The 20165-nt window shown below is 65.3% G+C and carries 6 protein-coding genes and 1 pseudogene; 3 read left to right on the forward strand and 4 right to left on the reverse strand.

Going from position 1 to position 20165, the window contains the following annotated elements:
* Positions 1-112: 112 nt before the first annotated feature.
* Entirely contained in the window at positions 113-13009 is a 12897-nt protein-coding gene (locus RGV59_RS27315; protein WP_126586488.1) for a non-ribosomal peptide synthetase, read from the reverse strand.
* 45 nt (positions 13010-13054) lie between these two features.
* Positions 13055-13807 carry a thioesterase II family protein gene (locus RGV59_RS27320; protein WP_017845801.1) on the reverse strand — a complete coding sequence of 251 codons (753 nt, stop codon included), beginning with the start codon at positions 13805-13807 and terminating at the stop codon, positions 13055-13057.
* A 303-nt stretch (positions 13808-14110) separates the two neighbouring features.
* Here RGV59_RS27320 and RGV59_RS27325 point away from each other — a divergent pair, with 303 nt between their 5' ends.
* A complete protein-coding gene (locus RGV59_RS27325; RefSeq protein ID WP_017845800.1) occupies positions 14111-14662 on the forward strand; it encodes an RNA polymerase factor sigma-70 in 552 nt (183 codons plus the stop codon).
* A 36-nt stretch (positions 14663-14698) separates the two neighbouring features.
* Here RGV59_RS27325 and RGV59_RS27330 read toward each other — a convergent pair whose 3' ends face one another.
* Both RGV59_RS27330 and RGV59_RS27335 read right to left on the reverse strand, forming a co-directional pair.
* Positions 14699-15487: a substrate-binding periplasmic protein gene (locus RGV59_RS27330; RefSeq protein ID WP_102618026.1), complete on the reverse strand. Its 789-nt coding sequence runs from the start codon at positions 15485-15487 to the stop codon at positions 14699-14701.
* Between the two features lie 92 nt (positions 15488-15579).
* Positions 15580-16203 carry a TetR/AcrR family transcriptional regulator gene (locus RGV59_RS27335; RefSeq protein ID WP_046484016.1) on the reverse strand — a complete coding sequence of 208 codons (624 nt, stop codon included), beginning with the start codon at positions 16201-16203 and terminating at the stop codon, positions 15580-15582.
* A gap of 154 nt (positions 16204-16357) precedes the next feature.
* Here RGV59_RS27335 and RGV59_RS27340 point away from each other — a divergent pair.
* Both RGV59_RS27340 and atuC read left to right on the forward strand, forming a co-directional pair.
* Positions 16358-18135, forward strand: a pseudogene (locus RGV59_RS27340) (acyclic terpene utilization AtuA family protein).
* A 75-nt stretch (positions 18136-18210) separates the two neighbouring features.
* A complete protein-coding gene (gene atuC / locus RGV59_RS27345; protein ID WP_126586484.1) occupies positions 18211-19827 on the forward strand; it encodes a geranyl-CoA carboxylase subunit beta in 1617 nt (538 codons plus the stop codon).
* The last annotated feature ends 338 nt before the right edge of the window (positions 19828-20165 follow it).

A 20165-nucleotide genomic window follows, 5' to 3' on the forward strand; every position in this document is an offset into this window, starting at 1 on the left:
GGCGTCTGGACTGACGCTATCGGGGGCAAGCCCCTCCCACATTTGAAGGCATGAACCCGGTCGAGTGTGGGAGGGGGCTTGCCCCCGATGAGGCCCATGCAGGCAACGAAAACTACAAGCCCTCCAACTCCGCCATCAAATCACTCAACCGATCCACCTTCTCGGCACTGATCGCTGTCGCCGCCAGCCCATCGATGTACTCGGCCAACTGCGCCACCGTGCTGCACTCGAACATCGCCCGCAACGGCACATCCCGTTGCAACGTCTTCTGCACGCGCGAGGCGATCTGCGTGGCCAGCAACGAGTGCCCGCCCAGTTCGAAGAAGTTGTCCTGCACGCCCACCCTTTCGACTCTCAGCACTTCGACCCAGATTGCGGCCAAGGTGGTTTCCAGCTCATTGCGCGGCGCCAGGTAGCCCTGGCTGTGCAGCTGGCCGATCTCCAGGGCCGGCAGGGCGTTGCGGTCGAGTTTGCCATTGGCGTTGAGCGGCAGGCGCTCGAGCCACAGCCAATGCAGTGGCACCATGTATTCCGGCAGTTCGGCGCGCAAGCGTTGTTTGATGCGCTCCAGGCACTCGCCAGGGTCGAGGGTGGTGTCGGCGGCCACCAGGTAACCGACCAAGTGTTTGCCGTTGACGCCCTCCTGCACGCCGACCGCCGCGTCGCGCACTGCCGCTTGTTCATGCAGACGCGCTTCGATTTCCCCCAGCTCGATGCGGTAGCCGCGGATCTTCACCTGATGGTCGATACGCCCGACGTACTCCAGCACCCCATCGCGGCGCCGCCGTGCCAGGTCGCCACTGCGGTACAGACGCTCGCCCGCGGCGCCGAACGGGTTGGGCACGAACACCTGGGCGGTGCGCAGCGGGTCGCTGACGTAACCGCGCCCTACGCCGGTACCGGCGACGCACAGCTCGCCCACCGCGCCCTGCGGCACCAACGCCAGCGCAGCGTCCAGCACGTACAAGCGGTTGTTGTCGGTCGGCGTACCAATCGGTAGGTAAGTGCCTCGGGTCGAGGCCAGGTCGACACGGAAGAACGCCACATCATCCGAACACTCCGCCGGACCATAAGCGTTGACCAAGCCAATCTCGGGGTAACGCAGCAACCACTGCTGCGCCAGCTCCGGCGGCATGGCTTCGCCGGTCGGCAGCATCCAGCGCAGGCCGTCCAGGCGGATGCGTGCCTCGGCCAGCATGCCCTGGATCAGCGACGGCACGCTTTCCAACACGCTGATGCCCTGGGCCTGCACATGGGCGAGCAAGCCCTGGGGATCGTGGGCGACGGCATTCGGCACGATATCCACCCGCGCGCCGAACAGCGGCGCGGCAAGGAACTGCCACACCGAAATATCGAAACTCTGCGAGGCGGTTTGCGCGATCACGTCCACCGGGCTCAGGTCCAGGTACGGCACCTTGCTCAACTGGTTGTTGAGCATGCCGCGCTGTTCGACCATCACGCCTTTGGGCTGGCCGGTGGAGCCCGAGGTATAGATCACATAGGCAAGGTTGTCCGGGCCACTGTAGATGCCGGGGTTTGCCCCACGAGCAGGCACCTCCTCCCACACCAGCAACTGGCATTCCACGCCTTGCAGCAGCTCAATGGCCTGCTCGCGACACGCCTCGGTACACACCAGCAACGGGGTGCGGCTCAGCTCGATAATCCGGCTCAGGCGCTGACCGGGCAGCCCCGGGTCGAGCGGCAGGTAACCGGCACCGGCCTTGAAGCTACCGATGATCATGCCGAGCAAATCGAGACTGCGCTCCGCCAGCAATGCCACCGGCTGGTCCAGGCCGACACCCGCGGCGATCAGTGCGTGGCCCAGGCCGTTACTGCGCCGGTTCAACTCGGCATACGTCCACTGTCGGTCGAGGCACGTGGCGACGATGCGTTGCGGATGCTGCGCCACCTGGGCTTCGAACAGCTCGATATAGCTGCGCTCCAGCGGGTAGGCGTGCTCGCTCCGGTTGCAGCCGTGTACCAGGAATTCACGCTCCTGCGCGCCCATCAATGGCAGCTCGGCCATGTCGCCATGAAAACCCTGCATCAGCGCCAGCAGCAGGCGCTTGAACTCACTCAACATGCCCTGCACGGTGCTTTCATCGAAGTAACGCTGGTCGTAGGACAGGTGCAAACCAAGCTCATCGCCCGGATAGCACACGGCCGTCAGCGGGAAGTTGGTGTGGGTGCGGCCGGAGTCCGAGGTGGCGTTCAGGCTTTGCGCACGGTCGAGTACCGAGACTTCCACCGGGGCGTTTTCGAACACGAACAGGCTGTCGAACAGCGGTTGGCCCTTGGGCAATTCGCTGTGTTCCTGAAGGGTCACCAGCGGCAGGTATTCGTACTCGCGCAGTTGCATATTGCTGTCGAGCAGGCCATTCAACCAGTGGCGCACGCTGCACTGTTGGCCCTCTTCGGGCAGCTTCACGCGCAGCGCGATGCTGTTGATGAACAGGCCGACGGTCCGTTGCATGTCCGGCATGTCCACCGGACGCCCGGCCACGGTGACGCCGAACAGCACGTCACGCTCGCCGCTCAAGCGCCGCAGCACCAGGGCCCATGCGGCCTGGGCAAAGGTGTTGACGGTCAGTTGATGAGCCTGGGCCAGTTCGCGCAGGTGTATACCGTCGCGGGCATCGAGGCGGGTGTAGCAATCGCCCACTACCATGCCGCCGCTGCCACCGGCGTGTTCGCGCAGGAACGGGCGGTCGCTGGGGATCGGCGTGGTGCGCTCGAAGCCCCGCAGGTTGTGCTGCCACCACTGGCGCGCCGCACTCAGGTTCTGGCGTTGCAGCCAGGCGATGTAGTCGCGATAACGCGGCGGCGTGGCCAGTTGCGCGTCGTGGCCTGCGCCGAGGGCCGTGTAGAGGTCGAAGAAATCATTCATCAACAGCGAACGGCACCAGGCATCGATGAGGATGTGGTGGTTGCTCATCATGAACCAGTAGCGCGCTTCAGCGACGCGGATCAGACGCAGGTGGAACGGCGCCTGGTTGAGCAAATCGAAACCGGCTTCGCGCTCGGCCTTGAGCAGCGCTTGCAGGCGCGGTTCCTGTTCGGCCTCGGCAACGGCGCGCCAGTCCAGGTACTCGATCGGCGTACTGCCGGGTTTGTGGATCACTTGCAGCATGTCCTCGCCGACGTTCCAGCAGAACGAGGCGCGCAAGGCTTCGTGACGGGCGATCACCGCTTGCCAGGCCTGGGCGAAACGCTCGGGGTCGAGGGCGCTGTCGATGCGGTAGCGGTCCTGCATGTAGTAGAGGCCGGTGCCCGGTTCAAGCAGGGTATGCAGCAGCAGGCCTTCCTGCATCGGGGTCAGCGGGTACACGTCTTCGATCGCACTGGCGGGCACCGGCAAGGCGTCCAACTGCGCCTGGGTCAGGCGCGCCAGGGGGAAGTCGGAAGGCGTGAGGCCGCCGGCGCCGTCCTTGAGGCAATGGGCGATCAGGCTATGCAGTTCGTCCAGGTAGGCCGCGGCCAACTCGCCAATCGTCTGCTGATCGTGGCGTGCGCGGCTGAAGGTCCAGCGCAGCACCAGTTCGCCGCCGTACACCTGGCTGTCGACACTCAGTTCGTTGGGCAGCGGCGCATCCGGGTCATGGGCGAGGCCGGCGGATTCCTCCAGCGGGTGGAACAGTGCATCGGCGCCGAAGCTCTGGTCGAACTGGCCGAGGTAGTTGAAGGTGATGTCGGCACTCGGCAGTGCGGCCATCGTCTGTTTGCACAGGTCGTCCGCCAGGTAGCGCAGCACGCCGTAGCCCAGGCCTTTGTGCGGCACGCCGCGCAATTGCTCCTTGATGGCTTTGATCGATGCGCCCTGCTCCGCCAGCGGCGTCAGGCGCACCGGATAGGCGCTGGTGAACCAGCCGACGCTGCGGGTCAGGTCGATCTCATCGAACAGGGTTTCGCGGCCGTGGCCTTCCAGCTGGATCAGCGCCGAGGCGTGACCGCTCCAGCGGCACAGCACGCGGGCCAGGGCGGTCAGCAGCAGGTCGTTGACCTGGGTGCGATAAGCGCTGGGGGCTTGTTGCAGTAACTGGCGGGTGCGTTCGGCGTCCAGGCGCACACTGAGCGTCTCGGCATCGCGATGGCGCAATGCGCCGTGCGGGCGCGCCACCGGCAAGGGCACCGCCGCACCGGCCAAGCGCTCCTGCCAGACGCACAATTCTTCGCGCAGGGATTCGCTGCCGGCATAGGCCTGCAAGCGGGCGGCCCAGTCGCGCAAGGCACTGGTCTTGGGCGGCAGGCTGACGGATTGGCCGTCGCTCAATTGGCGATAGACGTTTTGCAGATCCTCGAGCAACACACGCCACGACACACCATCCACCACCAGGTGATGGATCACGATCAGCAGGCGCTGCTGGCCTTGCGGGCCGTCCACCAGCAACGCGCGCAACAGCGGGCCGTGGGCCAGGTCGAGGCTGCGTTGGGTGTCGCTGAACAACGCGCTGCACTGCTGCAGATCACGCACTTGCGCCTGCATCAGCACGCCGCCCTCCGGCACGGCCAGGTATTCGGCGTGCCATTGCGCGTCGCGCCGGGCGAAGCTCAGGCGCAGCGCGTCATGCTGTTCCAGCACCGCCAGCAGGGCTTGCTCCAGGCGATGGGGATCGAGCAGTTGCAGCGGTTTAAGCACCAGCGCCTGGTTCCAGTGTTGACGCGCGGGAGTCTCTGTCTCGAAGAACCACTGCTGGATCGGCGTGAGCCCCGAGCGGCCGCTCAGCACGCCTTGCTCGGCGCTGACCTGCTCGGCGCGCGTGGCGACGGCGGCCAGGGTCTGTACGGTCTGGTGCTGGAACAAATCCCGCGGGCTGAAGTGAATCCCGGCCTGGCGCGCACGGCTGACCACCTGGATCGACAGGATCGAATCGCCGCCCAGTTCAAAGAAGTTATCGTCGAGACCGACCTGCTGCACGTTCAACACCGCGCACCAGATCGCCGCCAACGCCTGCTCCAGCGCGTTGCGCGGCGCCACGTAGTGTTGGCGATTCGCCTCGGCATCCGGCGGCGGCAAGGCGCGGCGGTCGAGCTTGCCGTTGGCGGTCAGCGGCATGCTGTCCAGCACGAGCCAATGGGCGGGCACCATGTAGTCCGGCAGTTGCGCTTTGAGGTGCGCCTTCAAGGCGTCGCGCAAGGGGCCGTGCTCGGCGTCGCTGGCCAGATAGGCCACCAGCTGTTTGCCGCTCGGCGAATCCAGCGCCAGCACCACCGCTTCAAGCACGGCGGGATGTTCGAGCAGGCGCGTTTCGATCTCGCCCAGTTCGATGCGGAAACCACGGATCTTCACCTGATGGTCGATCCGCCCGAGGTATTCCACCTGGCCATCGCTCAGTTGGCGCACCAGATCGCCGGTGCGGTACAGGCGACCGCCATGGGCCGCGAAGGGGTCCGCGACAAAACGCTCCGCGGTCATCCCCGGACGCTGGTGATAACCCTGCGCCAGCCCTGCCCCGCCGACGTACAACTCGCCGCTCGCGCCTTGCGGTACCAGGGCCAGGTCGGCGTCGAGAATATAGGCCACGCGGGCGCCGACGATGCTGCCGATCGGCACGCTGCCGACGCCCTCCGCCAAGTGCTGCGGTGCGAGGCCGGCCAGCGGCATCACCACGGTTTCAGTCGGGCCGTAGGCGTTGAAAAACACCTGCGGCTGGAACGCCGCGCGGATGCGCTGCAGGTGTTCGCCGGTCAGCGCCTCGCCGCCGGTGATGCACAACCGCACCGGCAAGGTCTGCCGCTGGGTCGCCAGCCATTGCGCCAACTGGCTGCCGTAGCTCGGGGTGAAGCCCAGCACATTGATGCGATGGGTGCGGATCAGCCCGCAGATCTGCTCGGCATCCCACTGGCCCTGGGCGCGCAATACCAGTTGTGCGCCGCTGAGCAACGGCACCAGCAAACGCTCGGTGGCGGCGTCGAAGTTGATCGAATAGAAGTGCAGCTCACAGTCATCCGGGCGCATGCCGAAACGCTCGATCACGGCCTGGCAGTGCATGGCGATTTCGCCGTGGCACACCACCACGCCTTTCGGCTTGCCGGTGGAGCCGGAGGTGTAGATCAGGTACGCCGGGTGTTGCGGCAGGCTGAGAAACGGCGGCTCACTGGCCGGGTAGTTCGCCAGCACCGGCAGGTCGTCTTCCAGGCACCAGCACGCCAGCGTCGCCGGCAGTTCACCGAGGGCGGCGAACATCGCTGCATCACTGAGCAGCAAGCCGATGCCGCTGTCTTCGATCATGTAATGCAGGCGGTCCAGCGGGTACTCCGGGTCCAGCGGCACATAGGCGCCGCCGGCCTTGAGAATCGCCAGCAGGCCGATGACCATTTCCAGGGAGCGCGGCAACGCCAGGCCGACCCGCACCTGCGGGCCGACGCCACGCTCGCGCAGCATCCAGGCCAGGCGGTTGGCGCGGGCATTCAGTTCGCGGTAGCTGAGGGTCTCACCGGCAAACGTCAGTGCCGGCGCGTCGGCACGGGTCAGTGCCTGCTGGTTGAACAGTGAGTGAAGGCACTGGTCGAGGCGCTGTTCAGCCGCGTCGCTCCCCAGGCTGCGCTGCAATGCGTGCTGCTCGTCGGCACCCAGCATCGGCAGTTCGCTGAGGCGTTGCTGCGGGTCGGCGATCAGCGCTTCGAGCAGGTTGCGCCAATGTTCGGCCATGCGCGCAACGCGCGGCTCATCGAACAAATCGGTGCTGTAGGTCAGGCAGCATCCCAGGCGATGGTCGAGGTCGGTGACTTCCAGGTTGAGGTCGAACTTGGTCGCACGCGCATCGTTGGCCAGGTACTCGACGCTCATCCCGCCCAGTTGGCGGCGCTGCTGGAATTCCCAGCGCTGCACGTTGCACATCACTTGGAACAGCGGGTTGTACGCCGCGCTGCGCGGTGGTTGCAGCGCTTCCACCAGATGGTCGAACGGCAGGTCCTGGTGAGACTGGCCCTCGATCACGGTGTGACGGACTTGCTCGAACAACTCACCGACGCTCATCTGCCCGTCGAGCCGGCAACGCAGTACCTGGGTGTTGAGGAAGGCGCCGATCAGCCCTTCGCTTTCCGGGCGAATCCGATTGGCCACCGGAGCGCCGATGCGCAGGTCGGTCTGGCCGCTGTAGCGGTAGAGCAACACCGCCAGGGTGGCGGTCATGCTCATGAACAGGGTCAGGCCGTGCGCAGCATTGAAGGCCCGAACGCGCGCGGCCAGTTCGTCGCTCAAATCAAAACGGTACAGCCCGCCGCGGTGGCTTTGCACCGGCGGCCGCGGGCGGTCGCCGGGCAGTTCCAGCAGCGGATGCTCATAACCCAATTGCGCGATCCAGTAATCGAGCTGGCGCTGGCGCTCGCCGGACTCCAGCCACTGGCGCTGCCACACGCTGTAGTCGAGGTACTGCACCGGCAGCGGCGCCAGCGGCGAGTCGCGCTCGTCGATGAAGGCTTCGTACAGCGCGCTGAGCTCACGGGCAAAGATGTCCATGGCCCAGCCTTCGGTGACGATATGGTGCAAGGTCAGCACCAGGTAATGCTCCTGCGCGCCGGCCTTGACCAGGCACACGCGCAACAGCGGCCCGGTTTCCAGGTTGAACGGCGTGTGCGCCTCGACATCGGCCAGCTGCTGCAAGCGTTGCTCGCATTCGAGGTGGCTCAGCGCCGAGAAATCCTGCCAGCCCATGCGCAGGCCGGTCTGCGCCGACACCTGCTGATGGGCCACGCCATCGACGCTCGGGAAGGTGGTGCGCAGGGTTTCGTGGCGCATGATCAAGGCCTGCAACGCGGCCTCGAAACGCCCCACGTCGAGCACCCCGCGCAAACGCGCCATGCCGCCGACGTTGTACGCCGGGCTGTCCAGCTCCAACTGCCAGAGGAACCACATCCGCTGCTGGGAATAGGACAGCGGCACCGGCCGGCTGCGGTCGACCTGGGCGATGGCGGTCTGTTGGTTGCGTTGGCCGGCGGCCTGGATCAGCCCGACCTGCTCGGCAAACGCGCCGAGTTCGCTGGCTTCGAACAGGGTGCGCAACGGCAGCTCGACGTCACACGCCTGGCGGGTGCGCGAGATGATTTGCGTGGCCAGCAACGAATGGCCGCCGAGGGCGAAAAAATCATCGCGCAGGCCGATCCGTGGCAGGCCCAGCACTTCGCGCCAGATCGCCGCAATCTGCTGCTGCAATGGGCTCTCGGGTTCAACGTGTTCGCGGGTTTGCCACACCGGCTCGGGCAGCGCACGGCGGTCCAGCTTGCCGCTCGGGCTCAGGGGCATGGCGTCCAGGCGCATCAGGTGCGCGGGCACCATGTATTCCGGCAGCGCGGCGGCCAGGGCGGCTTTGACGGTTTGGGCGTCGAGCGCGGCAGTGGCGGTGTAATAGCCGATCAATTGGTCATCGCGCACCAGCACCACGGCCTGGGCGATACCGTCGAGGGCCAGCAGGCGCGCTTCGATTTCTTGCGGCTCCACGCGAAAGCCGCGCAACTTGACCTGCTGATCGAGACGACCGAGGTAGTCGAGCACGCCGTCAGCGCTCCAGCGTGCGCGGTCACCGCTGCGATACAGACGGCTGCCCGGCGCGCCCAAGGGGTCGGCGACAAAACGCTCGGCGGTGAGCCCGGCGCGGCCGAGGTAACCGCGTGCCAGGCCGATGCCGCCGACGCACAGCTCGCCCGGCACTCCCGCTGGCAACGGGTTGAGCTGCTCGTCGAGCACGCGGCAGATCACATTGCCCAGCGGTCGGCCAATCGGCGAGCGCTCGCCATCCTCGGCGCGGCAGTGCCAATGGGTGACGTTGATCGCGGTTTCGGTCGGGCCATAACGGTTGTGCAACTGCACCGCCGGCAACCGCGCAAGCACACGGTCACGCAACTCGGCGGGCAAGGCTTCGCCGCCGCAGAACAGACGGCGCAGGCTGGTGCATTCGGCCGCCAACGGCTCGTCGATAAACAGCTGCAACAGCGGCGGCACAAAGTGCAGAGTGGTCACGCCATGGGCCTGCACCAGTTGCGCGATGCGCTGCGGGTCGCGCTGCTCGCCCGGCCCCGCCAACACCAGGCGGCAGCCGGTGATCAGCGGCCAGAAGCACTCCCACACCGACACGTCGAAACTGATCGGGGCTTTTTGCAGCAGCACGTCGCTGTCATTCAGCGCGTAGGTGGCCTGCATCCACTGCAAGCGCTCGGCCAGGGCCGCATGGGTGTTGCCCACGCCCTTGGGTTGGCCGGTGGAGCCGGAGGTGTAGATCACGTAGGCGAGGTGCTCGCCGTCCAGATGCAGGCCCGGCGGCTGGGTCGGCCAGCGGTCGAGGTGCAGGCTGTCCATGGCGATCACGCACACGTCTTCGGCCGTGGGTAATTGCGCCAGCAACGCGGTCTGGGTCAGCAGCAGGTGGACGCCGCTGTCCTTGAGCATGTAGGCCAGGCGCTCGGCGGGGTAATCCGGGTCCAGCGGCACGTAGGCGCCGCCGGCCTTGATGATCGCCAGCAGGCCGATCAACAGTTGCGGCGAACGCTCGGCGGCGATGGCCACGCACACGTCGGGGCCGACGCCTTTGTCGCGCAGGTAATGGGCCAGGCGGTTGGCCTGGGTGTGCAGTTGGGCAAAGCTCAGGCTGCCGCCCTGCCAGATCAGCGCGGTGCGGTCCGAGGTGTGTTGGTTGAGCTGTTCGGGCAACCATTGCCGGGCCGGCGCGCAAGGCGCTTCGCTCCAGGGCCGCTGTTCGTCGTGTTGCATCAACTTGAGGTCGCCGAGGGCCCGCTGCGGTTGCTCGCACACGGCGTGCAGCAGGTTGATGAAGTGCTCGGCCAGGCGTTGGATGGTGGTGCTTTCGAACAATTCGTCGGCGTAGTCGAACGCCAGGCTCAGGCGCCCGTTGCGGTCTTCTTCACTGTGCAATTGCAGGTCGAACTTGGCTTCGCGGCTGTGCCACGCCAGCTCTTCGGCGAGCAGGCCCGGCAGGCGACGCAAAGCGCCGAGGTCGCGCTGCTGATGGTTGAACATCACCTGGAACAGGCCCTGTTCACGGGCGTGTGGGAACGCTTCGAGCAGTTGTTCGAAGGGCAGATCCTGATGAGCCTGGGCGCTCACCGCCGCCTGGCGCGTGGCCGCCAACAGCTGGTTGAACGGCAGACGCCCGTCCAGCTCGGCGCGCAGTACCAGGGTGTTGATAAAGAAGCCGACCAGGCCTTGGGTTTCCTGGCGCGGGCGGTTGGCGCTGGGCACACCGATGCGGATGTCGCGCTGGCCGCTGTAGCGGTAGAGCAAGGTCTGGAACGCCGCGAGCAACAGCATGAACGGCGTCGATTGGTTGGCCTGGGCAGTCTGGCGAATCGCCGCGCTGAGGCTTGCGCCCAGACGCACGTTGTGGCGCGAAGCACTGTTGCGTTGCCGCGCCGCACGCGGGTGATCGGTGGCCAGGCTCAAGGCCGGGTGTTCGTCTCCCAACTGCGCCTTCCAGTACGCCAGTTGCCGCGGGCCTTCACCCTCGGCCAACCATTGGCGCTGCCAGTTGCCGTAGTCGGCGTATTGCACGGCCAGTGGCGGCAGTTGCAGGGGCTGGCCCTGGGACGCCGCGGCGTACAGGCGCGAGAACTCATCGATGAGGATATTCAGCGACCAGCCGTCGGCGATGATGTGATGCAGCGTCACCAGCAACTGATGGTCTTCGTCGTCCAGGCGCACCAGACTCACCCGCAGCAACGGGCCGTTTTCCAGGTCGAATGCGGTGTGCGCCTGTTCCTCGCGGATCTGCTGCGCCCGGGCTTCGCGCGCGGCGGCGGGCAGGTCGCCAAGGTCGATGACGTGCAAGTCGAATGCGCTGCTGGCCAACACCCGTTGGAAGGCTTGCCCATCCCGTTCGTAGAAGCGCGTGCGCAGGGCTGGGTGGCGCTGGATCAGCTGCGCGAAGCTGGCGCGCACCGCGTCTGCATCCAGCTCGCCGCGCAGGCGCAGGGCACCGGGGATGGTGTATGCGTAGCTCTGCGGGTCGAGTTGCCAGGTGATCCACAGGCGATTCTGTGCGAGGGATTGCGGCAGTTCATCCTCATGCGACAAGCACTGGATCGCGCCTTGGGCGACGCCGCCATCCTGCTGCAGCTGTGCCACATCGGCAGCGAAGGCCGACAAGGTCGGCGCTTCGAACAGCAGGCGCAGGTTCAGTTCCAGGCCCAGGGTTTCGCGCAGGCGCGCAACCACTTGGGTCGCGCTGATGGAGTTGCCGCCGAGCAGGAAGAAGTGGTCATCCGCCGCTACCGTGGCAACCTGCAACTGCTCGCACCAGATCGCCGCGATCTGGGTCTGCAAGGTGGACGCCAGCGCGACATCACTGGCCGCGTCTTGCAGACCGGGGAACTGCGCATAGCTGTCGAGGCTGCCATCGGCGTAACGCAACGCACATGCCGAACGCTGCAGCTTGCCGCTGGAGGTCTTCGGCAACGCGCCGGGGTTGAGCAACACCACCACGCACGGCGCCTCTTGATAGGCTTCGGCCACGGCTTGGCGGATCGCCGTGATCAGCGCTTGCGGCGCGAGGATTTTCTGCACGCTGCGGCTGATCTCAGCGGCGATACCGATGCCTTCCTGGCCCTGCTCATTCACCGCGAACGCCGCGACCCGGCCTTTGCGCACCACCTCCACTTCGCGCTCGATGGTCTGCTCGATGTCCTGCGGGTAGAGGTTGTGGCCGCGCACGATCAGCAGGTCTTTCAAACGCCCGGTGATGTACACCTCGCCCTCGCGGATAAAGCCCAGGTCGCCGCTGCGCAGCCAGGTGCGGCCGGCGTGCTGGACGAAGGTCTTGGCGCTGGCTTCGGGGTTGCGCCAGTAGCCGTGGGCAATGCTCGGGCCGCTGGCCCAGAGTTCGCCGACGCAGTTGTCAGGCAGTTCGCTCAAGGTGTGGGGATCGGCGATCAGCACCGCGTGGTCCGGCTGATGCGTGCCGCAACTCATGATCGCCGCGCCCGGCCCCGGCTCGGCGCGATTGGCGGCCAGCGCCTGCGCATCCAGGCGCAGGGCCGGGATGCCGTGGCCACGGCGGCCGCCGGCGACAAACAGGGTTGCTTCGGCCAGGCCGTAGGAGGCGAAGAAGTTGTTCGCGGTGAAACCGCACGGGGCGAACTTCTCGGCGAAGCGTTCCAGGGTGTCGAGGCGGATCGGTTCGGAGCCGGAATACGCCACGCGCCAGCGCTTCAAATCCAGGCGTTCCAGGGCCGATTCGCTGACCCGTTCGCTGCACAAGCGGTAGGCGAAATCCGGGCCGCCGCTGATGGTACCGCCGTATTCGCTGATCGCTTCCAGCCAGCGCAAGGGCCGGCCGAGGAAGTACGCCGGCGACATCAATACGCAGGGCACGCCGCTGAAGATCGGTTGCAGCAGGCCGCCGATCAGGCCCATGTCGTGGTACAGCGGCAGCCAGCTGACGATCACGTCATCCGGGTTCAGGTCGATGCCGAAACCGCGCCGGATCAGCAGTTCATTGGCGACCAGATTGCCGTGGCTGACCTGCACGCCCTTGGGCAAGGCGGTGGAGCCCGAGGTGTATTGCAGGAAGGCGATGTCGTCGGCTTGCACATCGGTGGCGACCCAGCGCTCGGCAAGCGCGCTGTCGAGGGTGTCGACCGCCAGCAGCGGCGGCGCGTTTTCGATCTGCGCCAAGTCGTCGCCGAGGCTGGCGATGGTCAGCAACAGGCGCGGTTCGGCGTCGGCGATGATCGACAGCAAGCGCGCCTGGTGATGGTGACGAGCGGACTCCGGCGGATAGGCCGGCACCGCGATCACCCCGGCGTACAGACAGCCGAAGAACGCCGCCACATAGTCCGGCCCGCTGGGGAACAACAACACGGCACGGTCGCCCAGGTCGGCGTTGGCCTGCAGGGCGGCGGCGATGGTACGGGCGCGCCGGTCGAGGTCGCGGTAGCTGAGGACCACGTTGTGTTCGGCGGACTCAGCGAGGAAACGCAGAGCGATCCGCTCCGGAGTCTGCGCGGCGCGGCGTTGAAGGGACTGGGCCAGGGTGCGGGGAAGTTCGAAGGCGTCCATCATGGGGGTTCCTGCCTGAAATCGGCTTACGGGAAAATCGGGAAGGGTTCAGCCGGCGGTCAGTCGCCGCGCCGCGCCATTGCGCCAGCGCGCCAGGTGTTCCTCGGCGTAGCGCCGCACACAGCGCAGCACCGCGCTTTCGTGCTGCACCAGAAAGAAGTGGTGGCCGTCGAACAGGTCCAGGGAAAACCCGCTGGCGGCGTCTGCCTGCCAGTCGAGTAACTGGTCGGCGCGCACGCTGTCCTGCTTGCCGCCGAACACATGGATCGGCATGCCCAGCGGCTCGCGTCGGCCGTAGGCGAAGCTGCCGCAGAGCAGGAAGTCGGCGCGCAGGATCGGCAGCATCAACTGCATCAATTCGCGGTTGGCCAGGGCTGCTTCGGCGGTGCCTTGCAGGTCGCGCAAGCGGGCGATCAGTTGCTCATCGGTCTTTTCGCGGGCGTACTCGCTGACGTCGCGCCGCGCCGGGCCGGCGGTGCCGGACGCAAACAGCGCCAGCGGCGCAGGCACGTTGCGCGCTTTGAGCGCGTGCGCCAGCTCGAACGCCAGCAGGCCGCCAAGGCTGTGGCCGAACAACGCGTAGGGGCCGTTCAGGTCACGACTGATTTCATCCGCCAACTGCGCGGCCAAGGCGCCGATGTCGCGTTGCAACGGCTCGTCCATCCGCATGCCGCGCCCCGGCAACTCCAGCGGGCACACCTGCAACCAGTCCGGCAGAACACGCCGCCAACGCACGTACACCATGGCGCTGGCCCCCGAATAAGGCAGGCAGAACAGGCGCAGTCGAGTCGGCGCGCTCATCGCTCGACGCCCCCCACCTGAAACGCGCCATATGCACGATAAAAACCCATCTCGCCCTCCTGCGGGTGCTGATCCTTGGCCGTTTTACCAACGAACCTGTCACCCAGAAGAACGGACGGCGTCGCCAAATAATTAGTCGTCGAGGACGAGCGAGACGGGGTTCACACCTTCAGCCCACGGACAAAATCAGTCAGACTTCTCATTTGACAATAATTATCATTCAGCATAATTTGTTGCCCGATGTGTAGGAGGCCTCAGCACGGACGCCCTCCCCTAACCTCTTTTGCGATCAAGGTGATTTCCATGACGGAACAAGTATCCACAGGCAGGTGCGACTCACCGCTGCTCCAGGCATTCGTCGATAATCGGCTGATTCTGGTAAAGATCGCAGCACGTATTACCGGCTGCCGCTCCCGGGCCGAAGACGTCGTGCAGGATGCCTACTTCCGGCTGCAATCGGCGCCGACGATCACCTCATCGTTCAAGGCGCAATTGAGTTATCTGTTCCAGATCGTGCGCAACCTGGCGATCGATCACTATCGCAAGCAGGCCCTGGAGCTCAAATATTCGGGGACCGAAGAGGAAGGCTTGAATGTGGTGATTCAGGGCGCGTCACCGGAAACTTCGCACATCAATTTCAACACCCTGGAGAACATCGCCGACGCCCTGACGGAACTGCCCCAGCGCACCCGCTACGCGTTCGAGATGTACCGCCTGCACGGCGTGCCGCAAAAGGACATCGCCAAGGAGCTCGGCGTCTCGCCGACCCTGGTCAACTTCATGATTCGCGATGCGCTGGTGCATTGCCGCAAGGTGTCGGGCAGTCACAGCGATACATTTGCACGGCGGCTCTGAAACTCGCCCCGTCGCGGAGCCTGGTCTCCCGAAACCTCAGGGCACCGCCGTCACATCGATGCGATAGGGCTCGAATATCTTCAACAGCTCGCCGTCATCACGCAAACGTTTGAGCAGGCCGGCAAACGCTACGCTGCTGATCGGCGCCTTGGGCCGCAGCAACGCGTAGTGGTGGTACACCTGGTCGACGCGCTCCGAGATCAGGAACTGGGCGGCCATGTCGACGTTGCGCGCCAGAAAATCACTCAGGTACGAGCGGGTCACCAGGGCGATATCGGCGCGACCGCGCGCAACCATCAGCAGGTTGCTGTCATGGGAGTAGGTCAACGTCGCGTTGAAGTGCTCGGTCATGAACTTGGGGTCGGCATTGAAGTTGGCGAAGGCGTAGTGATAACCGCTGAATACCGCCAGGCGCTTGCCGCCAAGGCTGGTGAAATAATTCTGGTCGCGATCGGGCTCACGCTGGGCGACGAAGATTTCGGCATCTTCCAGGCCCATATCGACCGTGGTGTGAGGAATCTTCTGCCAGCCCCAGTCGGGGTTTTCGAAAATCGCCACGTCGACCCGGCCCTGCTCGAAATCGCGAAAGCGTCGCGGGATCGAGGTCGGCACCAGCACGAACTGATAGTCGGTTTGCGAGGCGTTCAGGGCTTCGACCAACTGCGGCAGCAATCCGGTGTCGGCGCCCTGCTCGGGGCGCACGGTGTACGGCGGAAAATGCGCAGCGCCGATCCTCACCAATTGCGCAGCCGAAGCCGGCATCCACGCAACGGTGCCCAGTGCCCATAAAGTAAGTCCTGCAGCCAGTCGCCATGGCGAAAACATTAAGGCACACACCGTTTAACCTGCTGATGGCAATAAGCTAGGCGTTTTTGTCTGGCGAGACAACTTCCACCGGAAAATTAATAGCTTGCGCCTCAATCAGCCTTCAAAACCATCAACAACGCCTCTTCGGCCAACTGCTCGAGGGTCAAGCTGCCCTCGGCGCGGAACCAAGTGGTGGTCCAGGACAAGGCACCGGTGAGGAAGCGCCGGGCGATAAACACATCCCCCTTGATATAGCCGGCGGCCTTGGCCTCGCCCAGCACCTGCAGCCAGATCGCTTCATAGACATCACGCAAGGCCAGCACCCGGGCCTGGCCCTCGGCCGACAGCGAACGCCACTCGTACACCAACACCGCCATGGCTTCGCCACTGCCGCCCATGATCGACTGCAATTCGCAGCGAATCAGCGCCAGCACGCGCTCGCGCACCGTGCTCGCCTCTTCCAGCGACGCACGCATCAGCGCAGTGTTGTAGCGGATGGTTTCTTCCATCACCGCGCGCAGGATCTCGTCCTTGCTCTTGAAGTGATGAAAGATGCTGCCGGACTGGATGCCCACGGCACCGGCCAGGTCGCGCACGGTGGTGCGCTCGAAGCCCTTGTTGCGAAACAGGTGAGCCGCGGTTTGCAGCAACTTGCCCCGGGCACTGTCGGGGTCGGTCAATTGGCCGCCGTCGACCATGGCGCGCATCACCCGCAGGGCTTTGTGCTCATCCATGCTGCTCTCCTTTACGTCTGCTGACATCTTGGGCGGCAATTTAGGCCGTGCCTGCCAGCCAAGCAAGCGCTTGGCTGAAAACTTGTGTCCGGAGTTTACAAACCAAGCGCTTGCTTGGTAGTCTCGTCGCCAGCCATTCGAGGAAGGATTTCTCATGAGCAAGACGGTTCGCATCGGCTGCGCCAGCGCCTTCTGGGGCGACACCTGCACCGCCGCCGCCCAGTTGGTACACGGCGGCAAGCTGGACTATCTGGTGTTCGACTACCTGGCGGAAGTCACGATGTCGATCCTCGCCGCTGCGCGGATCAAAGATCCCCAGGCCGGCTACGCCACGGACTTTGTCGAGGTGCTGTCGCCGCTGCTGGCCGAAATCCAGCGCCAGGGCATCCGCGTGATCAGCAACGCGGGGGCATCCACCCCCAGGCCTGCGCCGCCGCCCTGCAAGCGGCCTGCGACGCGGCGCAACTGCCGCTGAAAATCGCCGTGCTGCTGGGCGATGACCTGCAGCCCCAACTCAAACACCTGCGCGACAGCGTCGACATGTTCAACGGCGCGCCGCTGCCGCCGTTGTGCGTGTCCGCCAATGCCTACCTCGGCGCGCCGGGCATTGTCCGCGCGCTTGAGCTGGGGGCGGATATCGTCATCACCGGGCGGGTGGTCGACAGCGCGGTGGTCAGCGCCGCGTTGGTGCATGAATTCAACTGGTCATGGCAGGACTACGACCGCCTCGCCCAGGCCGCCCTGGCCGGGCATATCATCGAATGCGGCGCGCAGTGTACCGGCGGCAACTTCACCGACTGGCGCGACGTGCCGGATTACGAGCACATCGGTTTTCCCATCGTCGACGTCAGCGCCGACGGCCAGTTCACCGTGAATAAAGTCGCGGGCAGCGGCGGGTTGATCAGCGAGCTGAGCGTGGCCGAACAACTGCTCTACGAAATCGGCGACCCGCGCGCCTACTTGCTGCCCGATGTGATCTGCGATTTCAGCCAGGTCAAATTGCAGCAGCAAGGCAAACACAGTGTGCGTCTGCACGGTGCCAAGGGTTTGCCGCCGACCGCTCAATACAAGGTCAGCGCCACTTACCCGGACGGCTTTCGCTGCACCGCCAGTTGCCTGATCGCCGGGATCGACGCGGTGGCCAAGGCCGAGCGGGTCGCCCAGGCGATTATCGACAAGACGTCGGAGCTGTTCAGCCAGCGCGGTTGGGCGCCCTACACCGAGGTGAACATCGAACTGCTCGGCAGCGAAGCCACCTACGGCGCGCATGCGCGACGCCGGGACTGCCGCGAGGTGGTGGTGAAGTTGGCGGTGCGCCACCCGAGCAAGCCGGCGCTGGTGCTGTTCGCCCGCGAAATCGCCCAGGCCGCCACCGGCATGGCACCGGGGCTGACCGGCATCGTCGGCGGGCGGCCGACGGTGTATCCGTTGATTCGACTGTTTTCGTTCCTGATCGATAAATCGTCCTGTGAGCTGGCGATTGATTTGCAGGGTGAACGCCACGCTTGCGCGCTCCCGGCCACCCACGCACTGGGCACGCCGGCGGCCGCCCTCGAACCGCCCAAACCCCAAGGCCGCGCCGATGCCAGCGTGCCCCTGGTGAAACTCGCGGTGGCCCGTTCCGGCGACAAGGGCAACCACAGCAACATCGGGGTGATTGCCCGCGACCCGGCGTACCTGCCGTGGATCGCCGAAGCCCTGACCCCGGCCGTGGTCGTCGACTGGATGGGCCACGTGCTCGACCCCGTCCACGGTCGCGTCGAACGCTGGTACCTGCCCGGCAGCCACAGCCTCAACTTCCTGCTGGAAAACGCCTTGGGCGGCGGCGGCATCGCCAGCCTGCGCATCGACCCGCAGGGCAAGGCCTTTGCCCAGCAGTTGCTGGAAATCCCCATCGCCGTGCCGCAGCACATCGCCGATCAACTCACGTAAAGGAGCGTTGCCGTGGCCTTCGACTCGATCTTCAAAGCCGACCTGCCGGATGTCCTCAAAGGGGAGTCATAAACCATGCCGGTGATCGAAACCCTGATCGACGCCCACAGCCCAGACTTCGTGCGCAACCGCGAAGCGCTGCTGGCGAGCCTGCAGCAACTGCGCCTGTTGGAGCAGAACCTGTTGAGCAAGGCGCTGGAAGCCAAGCCCAAGTTCGACAAACGCGGGCAATTGCTGCCGCGTGAACGCCTCAACCTGCTGCTGGACCCTGGCGCGCCGTTCCTGGAACTGGCCAGCCTGGCCGGCTACAAACTCCATGACGACAAGGACGGCAGCGCCGCCGGCGGCGGGTTGATCGCCGGCATCGGCTACGTCAGCGGCGTGCGCGTGCTGGTGGTGGCGAATAACAGCGCGATCAAGGGCGGCACCATTTCCCCCACGGGCCTGAAGAAATCCCTGCGCCTGCAACAGATCGCGATGGAAAACCAACTGCCGGTGGTGACCCTCGCCGAAAGCGGCGGCGCCAACCTCAACTACGCGGCGGAGATTTTCGTCGAAGGCGCGCGCAGCTTCGCCAACCAGGCGCGCATGTCGGCCATGGGCTTGCCGCAGATCACCGTGGTCCACGGCTCGGCCACGGCGGGCGGCGCGTATCAGCCGGGGCTGTCGGATTACGTGGTGGTGGTGCGCGGCAAGGCCAAGCTGTTCCTGGCCGGCCCGCCGCTGCTCAAGGCCGCGACCGGCGAAGTCGCCACCGATGAAGCACTGGGCGGCGCCGAGATGCACGCGCAAATCGCCGGCACCGCGGAATACCTGGCGGAAAACGATGCCGACGGGGTGCGGATCGTGCGCGAAATCGTCAGCCTGCTGCCGTGGAACGAGCGCCTGCCGTCGATGCCCAAACGCACGTATGCCGAGCCGCTGTACCCCATCGACGAACTGCTCGGGCTGATCCCCGACGACCCGAAAAAACCCTACGACGTCCGCGAAATCCTCGCACGCCTGGCCGACGGTTCGAACTTCCTCGAGTTCAAGGGCGAGTTCGACGCACATACCGTGTGCGGCCACCTGCACATCCAGGGCCGCGCCGTCGGCGTGATCGGCAATAACGGCCCGATCACGCCCAAGGGCGCCAGCAAGGCCGCGCAATTCATCCAACTGTGCGACCAGAGCCGCACGCCGCTGCTGTTCCTGCACAACACCACCGGCTTTATGGTCGGCACCGAGGCGGAACAGCAAGGCGTGATCAAGCACGGCGCGAAGATGATCCAGGCGGTGGCCAATGCCCGCGTGCCCAAACTCACCGTGGTGGTCGGCGGCTCCTACGGCGCCGGCAACTACGCCATGTGCGGCCGCGGCCTCGACCCGCGCTTCATCTTCGCCTGGCCCAACAGCCGCACCGCCGTGATGGGCGGCGCCCAGGCCGGCAAAGTGCTGCGCATCGTCACCGAAGCCAAACAACGGAAAGACGGCCTGACCCCCGACCCCAAGATGCTCGACATGCTGGAACAAGTCACCGCACAGAAACTCGACAGCCAATCCACCGCACTGTACGGCAGCGCAAACCTATGGGATGACGGCCTGATCGACCCACGGGATACCCGCACGTTGCTGGGGTTCCTACTCGATATCTGCCAGGAAGCCGACATGCGGACGTTGCAACCGAACAGCTTTGGCGTAGCACGGTTCTAAAGTCATCAAGACAACAAAACCCTGCTGTTGCTCTGCTTTTGCTCTGCTTTTGATTTTGATCTTGATCTTAGGCGCCCCGTCAAACCACGCTGGCCGAACGCAGGCTTGAATCCGTGGGTAACCCGGCAGGACGCCGGGTTAGCCGTCCTGGGCCAAGGATGGCCCATGACGGCGGCCCACGGATTCAAGCCTGCGTTCGGGCACACCAAGCCTAGGCGAGGTGCCGAGTGGTTGGGGCAAGAGCCCTTTTGGTTACTTTTGGGGCTCTTTTCCAAAAGTGACCCGCTGTAAGAGCGGAACCCATAGCAGCCGTTACCAAAGAAACGGATATGTACTCA

It is taken from the genome of Pseudomonas sp. FG1, from assembly GCF_034313875.1.
Lineage (GTDB): Bacteria > Pseudomonadota > Gammaproteobacteria > Pseudomonadales > Pseudomonadaceae > Aquipseudomonas > Aquipseudomonas veronii.